Annotated in this window: 14 protein-coding genes; all 14 read left to right on the forward strand. The window is 71.2% G+C overall.

The annotated features are described in order from the left end of the window. Positions 1–38 precede the first annotated feature (38 nt). Positions 39–1,154, forward strand: a complete 1,116-nt coding sequence (dnaJ, locus tag ACXKZB_RS08635; RefSeq protein WP_222660801.1) for a molecular chaperone DnaJ — start codon at positions 39–41, stop codon at positions 1,152–1,154. Beyond that, positions 1,154–1,891, forward strand: coding sequence for a 16S rRNA (uracil(1498)-N(3))-methyltransferase (locus tag ACXKZB_RS08640; protein WP_488825706.1), 738 nt, complete (start codon positions 1,154–1,156; stop codon positions 1,889–1,891). Before dnaJ ends, ACXKZB_RS08640 begins: the two co-directional genes overlap by 1 nt. Before the next feature lie 40 nt (positions 1,892–1,931). Further along, positions 1,932–2,285 (forward strand): histidine triad nucleotide-binding protein, encoded by a 354-nt coding sequence (locus tag ACXKZB_RS08645; protein WP_396290993.1) that lies wholly within the window; start codon positions 1,932–1,934, stop codon positions 2,283–2,285. Further along, positions 2,275–3,417, forward strand: coding sequence for a PhoH family protein (locus tag ACXKZB_RS08650; protein WP_488825707.1), 1,143 nt, complete (start codon positions 2,275–2,277; stop codon positions 3,415–3,417). The genes ACXKZB_RS08645 and ACXKZB_RS08650 overlap by 11 nt, the downstream gene beginning before the upstream one ends. Then, positions 3,414–3,875: an rRNA maturation RNase YbeY gene (ybeY, locus tag ACXKZB_RS08655; RefSeq protein WP_123312898.1), complete on the forward strand. Its 462-nt coding sequence runs from the start codon at positions 3,414–3,416 to the stop codon at positions 3,873–3,875. The genes ACXKZB_RS08650 and ybeY overlap by 4 nt, the downstream gene beginning before the upstream one ends. A gap of 3 nt (positions 3,876–3,878) precedes the next feature. Continuing rightward, positions 3,879–5,198 (forward strand): hemolysin family protein, encoded by a 1,320-nt coding sequence (locus ACXKZB_RS08660; protein WP_340196977.1) that lies wholly within the window; start codon positions 3,879–3,881, stop codon positions 5,196–5,198. Further along, positions 5,195–6,133, forward strand: a complete 939-nt coding sequence (era, locus tag ACXKZB_RS08665) for a GTPase Era (RefSeq protein WP_123312896.1) — start codon at positions 5,195–5,197, stop codon at positions 6,131–6,133. The genes ACXKZB_RS08660 and era overlap by 4 nt, the downstream gene beginning before the upstream one ends. 67 nt (positions 6,134–6,200) lie before the next feature. Continuing rightward, entirely contained in the window at positions 6,201–7,463 is a 1,263-nt protein-coding gene (locus ACXKZB_RS08670; RefSeq protein WP_488825708.1) for a sensor histidine kinase, read from the forward strand. Then, positions 7,460–8,149 carry a response regulator gene (locus ACXKZB_RS08675; protein WP_488825709.1) on the forward strand — a complete coding sequence of 230 codons (690 nt, stop codon included), beginning with the start codon at positions 7,460–7,462 and terminating at the stop codon, positions 8,147–8,149. Before ACXKZB_RS08670 ends, ACXKZB_RS08675 begins: the two co-directional genes overlap by 4 nt. A gap of 111 nt (positions 8,150–8,260) precedes the next feature. Then, the gene (locus ACXKZB_RS08680) at positions 8,261–9,013 is read left to right on the forward strand and encodes an ABC transporter ATP-binding protein (protein WP_488825710.1); all 753 of its coding nucleotides are present in this window, start codon (positions 8,261–8,263) and stop codon (positions 9,011–9,013) included. Then, positions 9,010–10,410: an ABC transporter permease gene (locus ACXKZB_RS08685; RefSeq protein WP_488825711.1), complete on the forward strand. Its 1,401-nt coding sequence runs from the start codon at positions 9,010–9,012 to the stop codon at positions 10,408–10,410. The genes ACXKZB_RS08680 and ACXKZB_RS08685 overlap by 4 nt, the downstream gene beginning before the upstream one ends. A gap of 415 nt (positions 10,411–10,825) precedes the next feature. After that, positions 10,826–12,601, forward strand: a complete 1,776-nt coding sequence (gene leuA / locus ACXKZB_RS08690) for a 2-isopropylmalate synthase (RefSeq protein ID WP_488825713.1) — start codon at positions 10,826–10,828, stop codon at positions 12,599–12,601. Positions 12,602–12,764: 163 nt separating this feature from the next. Continuing rightward, positions 12,765–13,628 carry a DNA repair protein RecO gene (gene recO / locus ACXKZB_RS08695; RefSeq protein ID WP_123312891.1) on the forward strand — a complete coding sequence of 288 codons (864 nt, stop codon included), beginning with the start codon at positions 12,765–12,767 and terminating at the stop codon, positions 13,626–13,628. After that, positions 13,625–14,422 (forward strand): isoprenyl transferase, encoded by a 798-nt coding sequence (locus tag ACXKZB_RS08700; RefSeq protein ID WP_488825714.1) that lies wholly within the window; start codon positions 13,625–13,627, stop codon positions 14,420–14,422. Before recO ends, ACXKZB_RS08700 begins: the two co-directional genes overlap by 4 nt. The last annotated feature ends 5 nt before the right edge of the window (positions 14,423–14,427 follow it).

Here is a 14,427-nt window from a genome sequence, read left to right on the forward strand (position 1 = left end):
ACCGACCGACCGACCGAACACAACCGACTGAGGGATACGTGGCAGACCACTACGACGTCCTCGGCGTCCAGCGAGACGCCTCCGATGCCGACATCAAGAAGGCCTACCGCCGCCTGGCGCGTGAGCTCCACCCGGACGTGAACCCGGCCCCCGAGGCCGCCGAGCGGTTCAAGGACGTCACGCACGCGTACGACGTCCTGAGCGACCCCGAGCAGCGGCGCCGGTACGACGCCGGGCCACAGGCCGACAGCCCCTTCGGTGGCGGCGCCGGCGGGTTCAGCGACATCTTCGACGCCTTCTTCGGCGGCGGCGGTGGTGGCGGTGGCCGGGGCAGCGGTCCGCGCAGCCGTGCCGAGCGGGGGCAGGACGCCCTGCTCCGCATCGACGTCGACCTCGACGAGGTCGTCTTCGGGACCCACAAGGACGTCGAGGTCGACACCGCCGTCCTGTGCGAGACCTGTCACGGGTCGTGCTGCGCACCCGGCACGAGCCCGCGCACCTGCGACATCTGCGGCGGCTCCGGCAGCATCCAGCGCCAGGTCCGCTCGCTCCTGGGCAACGTCGTGACGAGCGCCCCGTGCGGCACCTGCCGCGGGTACGGCACCGTCATCCCGAGCCCCTGCCCGACGTGCCAGGGTCAGGGCCGCGTCCGTGCCCGCCGCACGGTTCCGGTCGACGTCCCGGCCGGCGTCGACTCGGGCCTGCGCCTGCAGATGCCCGGCCAGGGCGAGGTCGGCCCCGCCGGCGGCCCCTCCGGCGACCTGTACCTGGAGATCCGGGTGCGGCACGACGACGTCTTCAGCCGCGACGGCGACGACCTGCTCGCCACGCTCGAGGTCGCGATGACCGACGCCGTGCTCGGCACGACCACGACGATCGACGGACTCGACGGGCCCGTCGAGCTCGAGATCCGTCCCGGGGTGCAGAGCGCCGACGTCCTGGTCATCAAGGACCGCGGCATCACGAAGCTGCGCGGGAGCGGCCGCGGCGACCTCCGGGTCGGCGTGCAGGTCGTCACCCCGACGAAGCTGTCGCACAAGGAGCGGCAGCTGGTCGAGCAGCTCGCGAAGTCGCACAAGGCCTCGGCGCCGCAGCTCGCCCGGTTCCAGCAGGGCATGTTCGGCAAGCTCCGCGACCGCTTCTTCAACTTCTGATGGCATCGCTCTACGTCGTGGAGTCGCTCGACGGGGTCGCCGTCGGTGGCTCCGTGACGCTCGACGGGGCAGAGGGGCGGCACGCCGTGACCGTCTCGCGCGTGCGGGTCGGCGAGACGCTGCGGCTCTCGGACGGACGGGGGACCGTCGTGACCGGTGCGGTGGACGCCGTCGACCGCGATTCGCTGGTGTTGTCCGTCGCGTCGCTGTCCGTCGATCCGCTGCCGGTCCCGTCGCTGACGCTCGTGCAGGCCCTGGCCAAGGGCGGCCGCGACGAGATGGCGGTGCAGGCGTCGACGGAGATCGGCGTGGACCGGATCGTGCCGTGGTCGGCCGCGCGCAGTGTCTCCCGGTGGGAGGGCCCGAAGGTCGAGAAGGGCCGATCGCGCTGGACGTCCATCGCGCACGAGGCCGCGAAGCAGGCGATCCGGTCGCGGGTGCCCGAGGTCGGGCCGCTCGTCACGACGGCGCAGCTCGTCCCCGCGCTCGGTGCCGGTGCCGCGGTGCTCGTGCTCGACCCCACCGCGACCGTGCGGCTCGCGACCTGGGAACCGCCGGCGGACCTCCACGAGATCGCACTCGTGGTGGGGCCGGAGGGCGGCATCGACGGCTCCGAGCTCGACCGGCTCGAGGCCGCGGGAGCGATCAGGGTCCGGCTCGGCGACAGCGTGCTGCGGACCTCGACCGCCGGTCCCGCGGCACTCGCGATCCTGCAGGCCGGACTCGGTCGCTGGTGAGGGAAGGCCCGAGGTCGGTCCCGCGTTCTACGATGGAGTCATGAGCACCAGCACGCCCAGCGTCTTCAGCAAGATCATCGCGCGCGAGATCCCGGCGACCGTCGTCGCCGAGGACGACCGTGTGATCGCGATCGAGGACATCGCCCCGAAGGCACCCGTCCACGTGCTGGTCATCCCCAAGACCGAGCAGTACGCGAACGTCGCCCAGCTCGCGGCCGGTGACCCCGACCTCCTCGCCCACCTGGTCGCCACCGCGCAGCGCATCGCCGACGAGCGCGCCGGTGGCCAGTTCCGTCTCGTCTTCAACACCGGCGAAGCCGCCGGTCAGACCGTGTTCCACGTGCACGCGCACGTACTCGCAGGTGAACTGCAGGAAGGCACCCTTGCCGGCTAACGAACCAGCACAGCCCACCACCGACGACGACCAGGTCGTCTCCGTCGCCCTCCAGGTCGACGGCATCGCCATGGTCCAGCTGCTCGGTCCCCAGGACCGGCTCCTGAAGACCGTCGAACGGCAGTACCCGGGCGTCAAGGTCGTCGTCCGCGGCAACGAGGTCACGCTCACCGGACCTGAACGCGAGGTCGCGCGGGCGAAGGCGCTCGTCGACGAGCTCGTCGGCATGGTCAAGCGCGGGCAGGACATCGGCCCCTCGGACATCCCGATGTCGGCGCGCATCCTCGACGACGACCGCAAGCCGTCCGACACCTTCGGCACGCCGATCGTGTCGAGCCGCGGCAAGTCCGTCCGGCCGAAGACCGACGGGCAGCGCGCGTACGTCGACGCCATCGACGAACACACCATCACGTTCGGGATCGGTCCCGCCGGCACCGGCAAGACCTACCTGGCGATGGCGAAGGCCGTGCAGGCCCTGCAGCGGCGCGAGGTCACCCGGATCATCCTGACCCGTCCAGCGGTCGAGGCCGGCGAGCGGCTCGGGTTCCTGCCGGGCACGCTCACCGACAAGATCGACCCGTACCTGCGGCCGCTCTACGACGCCCTGAACGAGATGATGGACCCCGAGCTGGTCCCGAAGCTGCTCGCTGCGGGCACGGTCGAGGTCGCGCCGCTCGCGTACATGCGCGGCCGGACGCTCAACGACTCGTTCGTCGTCCTCGACGAGGCGCAGAACACGACCCCCGAGCAGATGAAGATGTTCCTGACCCGTCTCGGGTTCGGCTCGAAGATGGTCGTCACGGGTGACATCACCCAGGTCGACCTGCCGGGCAACGTGTCCGGGCTCCGGCTCGTGACGCGCATCCTCGAGACGGTCGAGGACATCCACTTCGCCCGACTCGGCAGCGAGGACGTCGTGCGGCACACGCTCGTCGGCCGCATCGTCGACGCCTACACCGTCTACGACGAGGAACGCCTCGCCGAGCAGGCCGGTCACCGTCCCGGTGGCCGTGGCACCGCGCCGGTCGGCAACCCCGACAGCGCCAACCGCGCCGAGCGCCGGGGGCGGCCGCCGCAGGACCGTCAGCGACCCCCGTACCCCCAGAACGACGCCCGAGGAGGCAACCGGTGAGCATCGAGCTCAACAACGAGTCAGGGGTCGAGGTGGACGAGGCAGCGATCCAGCGCCTCGCCGCGTTCGCCCTCGATGCGATGCACGTGCACGCGGACGCCGAACTCGCCATCGTCCTGGTCGACGAGGGCGCGATGGAGCAGCTGCACGTGCGGTGGATGGACGAGCCCGGCCCGACCGACGTCCTGAGCTTCCCGATGGACGAACTCCGACCGGGTACCGAGGACGACCCCACGCCCGCCGGACTGCTCGGCGACATCGTGCTCTGCCCGCAGGTGGCCGAGGAACAGGCGAAGACCGCCGGGCACTCGAGCACCGACGAGATGCTGCTGCTCACCTGCCACGGCATCCTGCACCTGCTCGGGTTCGACCACGCCGAGCCGGACGAGAAGGCCGAGATGTTCGGGCTGCAGGGCGAGATCCTGACGGCCTTCGCGGCCCAGCGCCGGGGTCGGTAGCCGATGCTCGTCGTCGTCGGGCTGCTCGCGGTGGCGCTGGGGCTCGTCGTGCTCGGCGGACTCCTCGCCGCGAGCGACGCCGCACTCTCCGTGGTGTCCCGTGCCGACCTCGACGAGATCGCCCGCGGCAACAAGCGGCGTCGCGCGCTCGAGGCGATCGCGGACGACGTCGGTGCGCACGTCAACGCGCTCAACTTCTTCCGGGTCCTCGCCGAGACCGCCGCGGCCGTGCTCGTCACGATCGCCCTGGTGCGGGCGTTCGACAGCTGGTGGGTGGCGCTCATCGTCTCCGCCGCGATCATGACGGCCGTGTCGTTCGTGCTCGTCGGGTCGAGTCCGCGCAGCGTCGGACGGGCGCACGCCGAGCGACTGCTGGCGTCCACCGGCGGCCTGGTCCGTGCCGTCCGGATCGTGCTCGGTCCGCTCGCCGGTCTGCTCGTCCGCATCGGTGACCGCGTCACCCCGGGCCGCGGCCGGAGTGCCTCGACGGTGTCGAGCGAAGAACAACTGCTGTCCCTCGTCGACGAGGCCACCGAGAGCAACGTGCTCGAGGACGAGGACCGCGAGCTCATCCACTCGGTCTTCGAGTTCAGCGACACCCTCGTGCGCGAGGTGATGGTGCCGCGCACCGACATGCTCACCGTCGACGGCTCGGACACGCTCGCCGCCGGCATGGAGCAGTTCCTGGCCGCCGGGGTGTCCCGCATGCCCGTCACCGGCAAGGACAGCGACGACGTGCTCGGCGTGCTGTACCTGCGCGACGTGTCGCGGGCGCTGTACGAGCGTCCGGGGTCCGGCAGCGAGCGGGTCACGCGCCTGCTGCGTCCGGCCGAGTTCGTGCCGGAGTCGAAGGCCGCCGACGACACCCTGCGGCACATGCAGGTCGCGAAGAACCACCTGGTCCTGGTCGTCGACGAGTACGGCGGCGTCGCTGGTCTCGTCACGATGGAGGACCTCATCGAGGAACTCGTCGGGGACATCTCCGACGAGTACGACCGCGCCGTGGTCGACCGGGTCGAGGTCGAACCCGGCGTCTGGCGGATCTCCGCCCGACTGCCCGTCGACGAGCTCGGCGACCTGTTCGGGATCGAGCTCGACGACGACGACGTCGACACCGCCGGCGGCCTGCTCACCAAGGAGCTCGGCCACCTGGCGATCTCCGGCGACACCGTCACGGTGTCCGGCGTCGTCCTGACGGCCGACCGGGTCGAGGGCAAGCGCCGCCACCTCATCACCGTGCTCGCCGAGCGCACCGATGCCCTCGCGGGTGTCGAGGACGCCTTCGACGACGCCACCACCACGACGGGAACCACGCACGCATGACCGACTCCGACTCCACCCCCACCGCCTCGGGCACGCCGTACCGTGCGGGCTTCGTCTCGTTCGTCGGGCGCCCGAACGTCGGCAAGTCGACGCTGACGAACGCGCTGGTGGGCCAGAAGGTCGCGATCACCTCGTCGAAGCCGCAGACCACCCGCCGTGCGATCCGCGGCATCGTGCACCGTCCCGACGGCCAGGTCATCATCGTCGACACCCCGGGCGTGCACCGTCCGCGCACCCTGCTCGGCGAGCGGCTCAACGACCTCGTGCAGTCCACGCTCGGCGACGTCGACGTCATCGGGTTCTGCGTCCCCGCCAACGAGCCGATCGGGCCGGGCGACCGCTTCATCAACGACACCCTCGACCAGTACCCGCGGGCCAAGAAGGTCGCGATCGTCACGAAGATCGACCGCACCTCGAAGGACAAGGTCGGGGAGCAGCTGCTGGCCGTCTCGAGGCTCCGTGACTGGGACTCGATCATCCCGACGTCGGGCACGAAGGGGCTGCAGCTCGAGGACCTCCTCGGCGAGATCACCTCGCTGCTGCCGGAGTCGCCCCAGCTCTACGACTCGTCCGCCGTGACCGAGGAGACGGACGAGGAACGCATCAGCGAACTCATCCGCGAAGCCGCGCTCGAGGGCGTCCGCGACGAACTGCCGCACTCGCTCGCCGTCGTGATCGAGGACATCGTCGAGCCCGACGAGGACGACGACGCCGACGGCCCCCTGCGCATCTTCGCGAACCTGTTCGTCGAGCGCGACAGCCAGAAGGCGATCGTCATCGGCCACAAGGGCGAGCGCCTGAAGGACGTCGGCTCCCGTGCCCGCGTCGAGATCGAGTCGTTGCTCGGCGGTCGGCACGTGTACCTCAACATCCGCGTGAAGGTCGCCAAGGAGTGGCAGCGTGACCCGAAGCAGCTCGGACGCCTCGGGTTCTGAGCTCCCGGCGCCGGGTGTCATCCAGGCGAGGGACGCGACGGTGACCCGAGCGCCGTACCGTGGACACGTGTTCCGTCCCATGTTGCGCGCGCAGGTCATCACCGACGTCGTCATCGCCGTGGTGCTCGGCTCGCTCGTGCTGATCACCTCGGCCCGGGGGATGGACACCCCGCTCGCGATCGTCACCGTCGTCGGGATGACCGCCGCGCTGGCGCTCCGACGGCTGTCACCGGGACTCGCCCTGGCGGTCGCGTGGGTGTTCGCGGTCTTCGAGATGCTGACGGGCCAGATGCCCGACCTGTCGAACGTGTTCATCGCGGCGGTGCTCTACACGACGAGTGCCTACGGCAGCCGACGGGTCCGGCTGGCGGGACTCGTCTCGGCCATCGTCGGGTCCGTCACCGCGGCGCTCTACATCGGCGTCGACGACTACCGGAACCGCCTGACGATCGAGACCGCCTCGACCCCGTTCCAGGAGTCGCTGCAGGTCACGGTCTCGTACTTCGCCGTCGTCCTGCTCCTCCTGCTGCTGCCGTGGTTGGCGGGCCTCGTCCTGCGCACCCGTCGGTCGGCGAGCATGAGCCGCGAGGCGCAGCTGCTCGCCGAGCGCGACGCCGCCCGCGCCGACCGCGCCGTCGCCGTCGAACAGGAACGTGTGCGGATCGCCCGCGACATGCACGACATCGTCGCGCACTCGCTCGCGGTCGTCATCGCCCAGGCGGACGGCGCTCGCTACGCGCTGAAGGCCGACCCCGCCGTCGCCGACCAGGCGCTCGGCACCATCTCGACGACCGCCCGCCGTGCGCTCGGCGACGTGCGCGAGCTCCTGGGCGCGCTGCGGCACGAACAGGGGACCGTCCCGACACCCGAGATCGACGACATCGACCGGCTCATCGGTGAGATGCGGCAGGTCGGCCTCGACGTCCGGGTCGAGCGCGAGGGCGACCCTGCCGGTCTCCCCACCACGACGCAGCTCGCGGTGTACCGGATCGTCCAGGAGAGCCTGACGAACGCGTACAAGCACGGTGAACCGGGGACCCCGGTGCACGCATCGCTGACCTACCGCCCGGACACCGTCGAGATCGCGGTCGTGAACCGCCGCGCGGACGACGGCACGCGGGGTCCCGGCACCGGCCACGGCCTCGTCGGGATGCGCGAGCGTGCGACCATGACCGGCGGCACGATGACCGCAGGGGTTCGCGGACCGGACTTCGAGGTCTCGGTCCGGATGCCCGCGGTCCCCGCCAGCGGACAGATGCCCCGCGGCCGTGTCACCCCGACCGCCGGCCCGACCGCCAGCCCGACCGAGCAGGAGCGCACCGCCCGATGACCACCACCCCGCCGGCCGACGGCCGGATCCGCGTCGCCCTCGTCGACGACCAGGCACTCTTCCGCACGGGCATCCGGATGCTCATCGACTCCCAACCCGACCTGCAGTTCGTGGGCGAGGCGGGCGACGGCGCCGAGGGTGTCGAGCTCGTCCGTCGCACCCGTCCGGACGTCGTCCTGATGGACGTCCGCATGCCCGTGATGGACGGCATCACGGCGACCTCGCACATCGTCGACCAGGCCGGGACCGACGGCGCCAAGGTGCTCGTCCTGACCACGTTCGACTTCGACGAGGCCGCGGCGAAGGCCATCCGGGCCGGGGCGAGCGGCTTCGTGCTGAAGGACGCCGACCCCGAGTTCCTGCTCGCCGCCGTGCGGACCGTCCACGCCGGCACCGCGGTCTTCGCGGCCTCGGCGACGCGGGAACTCCTGCGGCGCTACGACGACTCCGTCGAGCAGACCGCGACCGTGCCGGCGACGTTCGACGACCTCACCCCGCGCGAGCGGGAGATCTTCGACCTGGCTGCCCGCGGCTTCAGCAACAGTGAGATCGCGCAGCACGAGTACGTCAGCGAAGCGACCGTGAAGACCCACATCTCGCGGGTCCTGACGAAGCTCGGACTCCGCGACCGCGTGCGCCTCGTCGTGTTCGCGCACGAGCACGGGCTGGTGAGCAAGGCCGACTGACGGAGGTCATCCGATCGGATGACCCGTCCACAGGAAGTCGAGCCGAGCGGCTCATCCACAGGAGCCGCCCGACGGACGCGGGGCGGGCCTCCCGGCCGTCATCGTTGGTGCATGACCACCAGCCACGCTCCGATCATCCGACTCGACCACGTGTCCAAGCACTACGGCGATGCCGCGCGCCGGGTGACGGCACTCGACGACGTCAGCGTCGACATCGGCGCGGGGGAGTTCACCGCCGTGATGGGGCCGTCCGGGTCCGGCAAGTCCACCCTCATGCACGTCGCCGCGGGCCTCGACGCGGTGTCCGCGGGCCGCATCGAGATCGACGGGGTCGACATCACCGGGCTCGGCGACAAGGACCTGACCGAGCTCCGTCGCCGCCGGCTCGGGTTCGTGTTCCAGTCGTTCAACCTGGTGCCGACGCTCGACGTCAGCGAGAACATCCGGCTGCCGTTCCTGCTCGGCGGCCACAAGCCGTCGAAGGACGAGAGCGCATGGATCGACCGCCTGGTCGACCAGCTCGGACTCGGCAACCGGCTCGCGCACCGGCCGCACCAGCTGTCGGGTGGGCAGCAGCAGCGCGTCGCCATCGCCCGGGCGCTCGCCTCGCGGCCGGCTGTCGTCGTCGCCGACGAGCCGACCGGTGCCCTCGACTCGCGCACCGGCCGTGACGTGCTCGCGATCCTGCGCGGCGCCGTGCAGGAGTGGGGTCAGAGCGTCGTCATGGTGACGCACGACCCCGTCGCGGCCGCCAACGCCGACCGGATCCTGTTCCTCGCCGACGGCCGCGTCGTCGCCGACCGTCCGGCGATGGACGCCGGCGCGATCTCCACCACGATGCTGGGGATGGAGGCAGCAGCGTGAACGGCGTCCGCTCCTTCGCCCCGACCGTGCTGGTCGCGGCGCTCGGCACGACGTTCGGCTCGGCACTCGTCATCGCCCCCGGCATCGTGACCGAGGCGCTCGGCGCGGCCGGGCTCGCCGACCTCGGGCCGGTCAAGGCGATCCTGTCCGTCGTCGGGTGGCTGTTCCTCGGCATCGCGCTGTACGTCGGTGCGATCGTGACCGCCAACACCTGCGCGACCCTCATCGCCGGCCAGACCCGCATCATCGCGCTGCAACGTCTCGTCGGTGCCACCGGCGCCACGCTCCGGGCCCGGATCACCCGCACCGGACTGGTCGTCGGGGTGCTCGGCGGACTGATCGGCGCCGTCGTGGGCACCGGACTGTCCGCGGTGTTCGTCGTCGTCCTGCGCGGCAACGGCTTCCTGCCCGACGCGGACTACACGCTCCTGCCGTGGGAGCTCGTGCTGCCGGTCGTCGCCGTTGTCCTGGCGACATGGGGAGCCTTCGCCGCGGGCTCCCGCCGGGTGCTGACCGTCACCCCGCTCGAGGCGCTGTCGTCGAGCGTCGAACCGAGCCACGACGACGTCCGCTCCGGCACCGGCCGCAAGGTCTGGGCCATCGTGCTCATGGGCGGCGGCGCGGCGCTGATGCTCATCGGGCTCGCAGTCAGCGCGAGCTCGCCCATCGCGGTGCTGCCGGCTGCCCTCGGCGGGTTCGTGTCGTTCGCCGGCGTCGCGGTCGGGGCGACCATCGTGATGCCGCCCGTCCTGCAGCTCATCGGCCGGATCGGCTCGCACGACCCCGTCGTCCTGCTCGCCGGCCGCAACGCCATGCGTGCGCCGGGTCGGTCCTCGCGGGCGACGATCGGGCTCGTGATCGGCGTCACCCTGCTCGTCACCTTCGCGGTCGCGCTCGGCATCATGCAGCACGTGCTCGAGGCCCAGCTCGAGGACCTGGGGCAGGGCCAGATGACGACCGAGATGGTGCAGGCGCAGCGCGACTTCTTCGTGCAGCTGAACGCCGTCGTCAGTGTCATCGTCGGGTTCTCCGCCGTGATCGCCGCCGTCGGGGTCGTGAACGCGCTCGCACTCGGGGTCCTGCAGCGTCGCCGTGAGCTCGGGCTGCTGCGGGTGCTCGGACTCACCGGGGCGCAGGTCCGCCGGATGATCGTGACCGAGGCCGTGCAGATGGTCGTCGCGGCCGTCGTGTCCGGGCTCGTGCTCGGCACCTTCTACGGCTGGGTCGGCGGGCAGACGCTGCTCGGGTCGCTGGGCGCCCCGGTCACGCCCGTGCTGCCGCCGCTCACCATCGGGATCGTCGTCGTCGGGGCGCTCGTGCTCGCGGTCGTCGCGACGATCGCGCCGGTGCGGCGCGCGATGCGCGTGCCCCCGACCGAAGCGCTCGCGGTCGACTGACGAGCGGCCGTGGTCCGCCCACGCGACGGACGGGAGGCACGGTGCCAGCTGGCACCGTGCCTCCCGTCCGTCGTCCCGTGCCTCCACCGCCCCGGCCGCTCCCGCCCCGCCGCGCCCGCCACGCCGCTCGCGTTCGCCGAGGTTCCACGATCTTGGACTCCGGACGGACGCCGGCGACGGTTCGTGGAACCTCGGCGTCCGGCCGACGGCATGTCGTGACCACTCGAACGCCCCTCGCTGTCACACGAGTCGCGGCCGGTGCTACCGTGGACCCGATGTACTCGGCACTCCTCCTCCTTCGCTGCCGCGACGAGGCCTGACACACCGGCCCACCTCGTCGCGGAGTCCGTCGTGGCCGCCTCAACCCAGAGCCCACGAACACCGGCTCACGAACACGCGACGAAAGCGACGAACGATGCAGAACACGCAGCAGCCCTCCGGGATGCCGATCCACAAGTACGTCCCCTTCCACGAACAGATCGCGGTCGACCTGCCCGACCGCACCTGGCCGACGAAGCGCATCGACAAGGCGCCGCGCTGGTGCGCCGTCGACCTGCGTGACGGCAACCAGGCCCTCATCGACCCGATGGACGCCGAGCGCAAGCGCGCGATGTTCGACCTGCTCGTCGGCATGGGCTACAAGGAGATCGAGGTCGGGTTCCCGAGTGCCTCGCAGACCGACTTCGACTTCGTCCGGTCGCTGATCGACGAGGGCGCGATCCCCGACGACGTCACGATCCAGGTGCTGACCCAGGCGCGCGAGCACCTCATCCAGCGCACGTACGAGGCGATCGACGGCGCGAAGCAGGCCATCGTCCACCTGTACAACTCGACGAGCATCGTGCAGCGCGAGGTCGTCTTCCGCACCGACGTGCAGGGTGTCGTCGACATCGCGGTCGCCGGCGCGAAGCTGTGCAAGGCGGCCGAGGCGACGCTGCAGCACGACACGACGGTCTACTACGAGTACTCGCCGGAGTCCTACACGGGCACCGAGCTCGAGGTCGCACTGGAGATCTGCAACGCCGTGCTCGAGGTCTTCGAGCCGACCCCCGACCGCAAGGTCATCATCAACCTGCCGGCGACCGTCGAGATGGCGACGCCGAACGTCTACGCCGACTCGATCGAGTGGATGTCGCGCAACCTGGCCCACCGTCAGGACGTCATCCTGTCGCTGCACCCGCACAACGACCGTGGTACCGCCGTCGCGGCCGCGGAGCTCGGCTACATGGCCGGCGCGGACCGCATCGAGGGCTGCCTGTTCGGCAACGGGGAGCGCACCGGCAACGTCGACCTCGTCGCGCTGGGCATGAACCTGTTCACGCAGGGCATCGACCCGGAGATCTCGTTCGCGGACATCGACCAGGTGAAGCGCACCGTCGAGTACTGCAACCAGCTGCCGGTGCCGGAGCGTCAGCCGTGGGCGGGCGACCTCGTCTACACGGCGTTCAGTGGCTCGCACCAGGACGCCATCAACAAGGGCTTCGAGGCGATGAAGGCCAAGGCGGCCGCGGCGGGCAAGGACATCGACGAGATCGAGTGGGCGGTGCCGTACCTGCCCGTCGACCCGAAGGACATCGGCCGGTCGTACGAGGCCGTCATCCGCGTCAACTCGCAGTCCGGCAAGGGCGGCGTCGCCTACCTGCTCAAGACGGACCACGCCCTCGACCTGCCCCGCAAGCTGCAGATCGAGTTCTCCGGCGTCGTGCAGCGGCACACCGACACCGAGGGCGGCGAGTTCTCCTCGCAGCGCATCTGGGACGTGTTCCAGGACGAGTACCTGCCCGCACCGACCGACGACGACAAGTGGGGCCGCTACGAGCTCACGAAGACGGCGACGTCGAGCGACTTCGACGGCACGACCTCGCTGTCGGTCGCGCTCCGCGTCGACGAGGGATCAGTCACCGCTGACGCCGTGGGTACCGGTCCGATCGACGCCTTCCTCAAGGTCCTCGCCGAGCAGGGCGTCCAGGTCACGCTGTACGACTACTCGGAGCACACGATGAGCGCCTCCGGTGACGCCAAGGCGGCGTCCTACGTCGAGCTCGACGTCGACGGCGTGCGGCTGTGGGGCGTCGGCATCGACGCCGACATCTCGACGGCGTCGCTCAAGGCGATCGTCTCCGCGGTGAACCGTGCGGTCCGCGCGGGAGCCGCGACCGGCGCCGACTCGCCGGAGCTCGTCTCCGCCTGACACGCGCGGTACTTCCCCCGTCACGCGCGATGGCACGTCGGATCGGGCGTACCTGGTCGTTTCTTTCGACCAGGTACGCTCGGTTCCGCCGAGTACGCGCCGCGCACGCCCAGCCCCCGCCCCCGCGCGGCGCGGTGTCGGCGGGGCGGGGGATACTGGTGGCATGCCGCTGTACCGGGACGAGTGCGTCGTGTTGCGCACCCACAAGCTCGGTGAAGCCGACCGGATCGTCACCATGCTCAGCCGGCAGCACGGCAAGATCCGCGCGGTGGCCAAGGGCGTGCGGCGGACCGCGTCGAAGTTCGGCAGCCGCCTCGAGCCGTTCATGGTCGTCGACGCCCAGTTCTACGAGGGGCGCTCGCTCGACATCGTCACGCAGGCCGAGTCGCTCGGCGCCTACGGTGCGCAGATCGTCGCCGACTACGGCGCGTACACGGCTGCCAGCGCGATGGTCGAGACCGCCGACCGCCTGAGCGAGGCCGACGCCGGCCTGCAGCAGTACCTGTTGCTCGTCGGCGCGCTGCGGTCGTTGTCCCGCGGTGAGCACCACTCCAGCGCCACGCTCGACTCCTACCTGCTCCGCGCGATGAGCATCGCGGGGTGGGCGCCCTCGTTCGGCGACTGTGCGGTCACCGGGGAGCCCGGGCCGCACTCGGCCTTCGTCGTGCAGCTCGGCGGCGTGGTCGCCGATCGCGCTGCGCCTCCCGGCACGCCGCGGCTCGACCCGGCGACCCTCGGGGTGCTCGGCTCGCTGCTCGCCGGCGACTGGGCGAGCGTCGACGCCACCGACGAGCGGACGCGGTCACGGGCCTCCGGCGTGGTCGCGGCCTACGCCCAGTGGCACCTGGAACGATCGCTCCGGTCCCTGCCGCACGTCGACCGGTCGGAGCACCCGCTGCCGGTGCCGCTGACACACGACGGGCCCGAGGCGACGGCCCGTGCGGTCGCCTCCACCCCGGCGCCCTCCGTCCCGGACCCCGCCGACTCCGACCTCGATCCCGCCGCCGAAGGAACCCCCACCGCATGAGCCCCCGCCGCCCCGACGACGCCGAGCCGTTCCGCCCGATCGACTGGACGGGCCAGACGCCCCCGGCGATCCCGGCCCGGTTCGTGCCGGACCACGTGGCCATCGTGATGGACGGCAACGGCCGGTGGGCGAACGGCCGAGGGCTCACCCGGATCGAGGGGCACAAGGCGGGTGAGGCCTCGCTGCTGGACGTCGTCGCCGGCGGCATCCAGATCGGCGTCAAGCACATCTCGGCGTACGCGTTCTCGACCGAGAACTGGAAGCGGTCCCCGGAAGAGGTCCGGTTCCTGATGGGCTTCAACCGCGACGTCATCCGCCGACGGCGCGACCAGCTCAACGAGTGGGGCGTCAAGGTGCGGTGGGCCGGTCGGCGTCCGCGGCTGTGGCGGAGCGTCATCGACGAACTGGACCGCGCCGAGCAGATGACCGCGGGCAACGACGTGTTGACCCTGACGATGTGCGTCAACTACGGCGGCCGGAACGAGATCGTCGACGCCCTGCGGGGGATGGCGGAAGAGGTCGCCGCCGGACGCCTCAAGCCGAGCCAGGTCACCGAGAAGGCCCTGGCGAAGCGGCTGTACGTGCCCGAGATGCCCGACGTCGACCTGTTCCTCCGCAGTTCAGGGGAGCAGCGCACGAGCAACTTCCTGCTCTGGCAGTCGGCGTACGCCGAGATGGTGTTCCTCGATCGCCTGTGGCCGGACTTCCGCCGCACCGACCTGTGGGGCGCGATCGAGGAGTACGCACGTCGCGACCGTCGCTACGGCGGTGCGGTCGACGCCCCGACTGCGTAGCGGAA

This window comes from Curtobacterium sp. ABR8, from assembly GCF_057812125.1.

Bases quoted from the DNA above. Each gene is read 5' to 3' on its own strand.
- ACXKZB_RS08660 (WP_340196977.1), top strand. From the start codon at position 3,879: ATGCTCGTCGTCGTCGGGCTGCTCGCGGTGGCGCTGGGGCTCGTCGTG.
- ACXKZB_RS08640 (WP_488825706.1), top strand. From the start codon at position 1,154: ATGGCATCGCTCTACGTCGTGGAGTCGCTCGACGGGGTCGCCGTCGGT.
- ACXKZB_RS08675 (WP_488825709.1), top strand. From the start codon at position 7,460: ATGACCACCACCCCGCCGGCCGACGGCCGGATCCGCGTCGCCCTCGTC.
- era (WP_123312896.1), top strand. From the start codon at position 5,195: ATGACCGACTCCGACTCCACCCCCACCGCCTCGGGCACGCCGTACCGT.
- leuA (WP_488825713.1), top strand. From the start codon at position 10,826: ATGCAGAACACGCAGCAGCCCTCCGGGATGCCGATCCACAAGTACGTC.
- ACXKZB_RS08700 (WP_488825714.1), top strand. From the start codon at position 13,625: ATGAGCCCCCGCCGCCCCGACGACGCCGAGCCGTTCCGCCCGATCGAC.
- recO (WP_123312891.1), top strand. From the start codon at position 12,765: ATGCCGCTGTACCGGGACGAGTGCGTCGTGTTGCGCACCCACAAGCTC.
- ACXKZB_RS08680 (WP_488825710.1), top strand. From the start codon at position 8,261: ATGACCACCAGCCACGCTCCGATCATCCGACTCGACCACGTGTCCAAG.
- ACXKZB_RS08645 (WP_396290993.1), top strand. From the start codon at position 1,932: ATGAGCACCAGCACGCCCAGCGTCTTCAGCAAGATCATCGCGCGCGAG.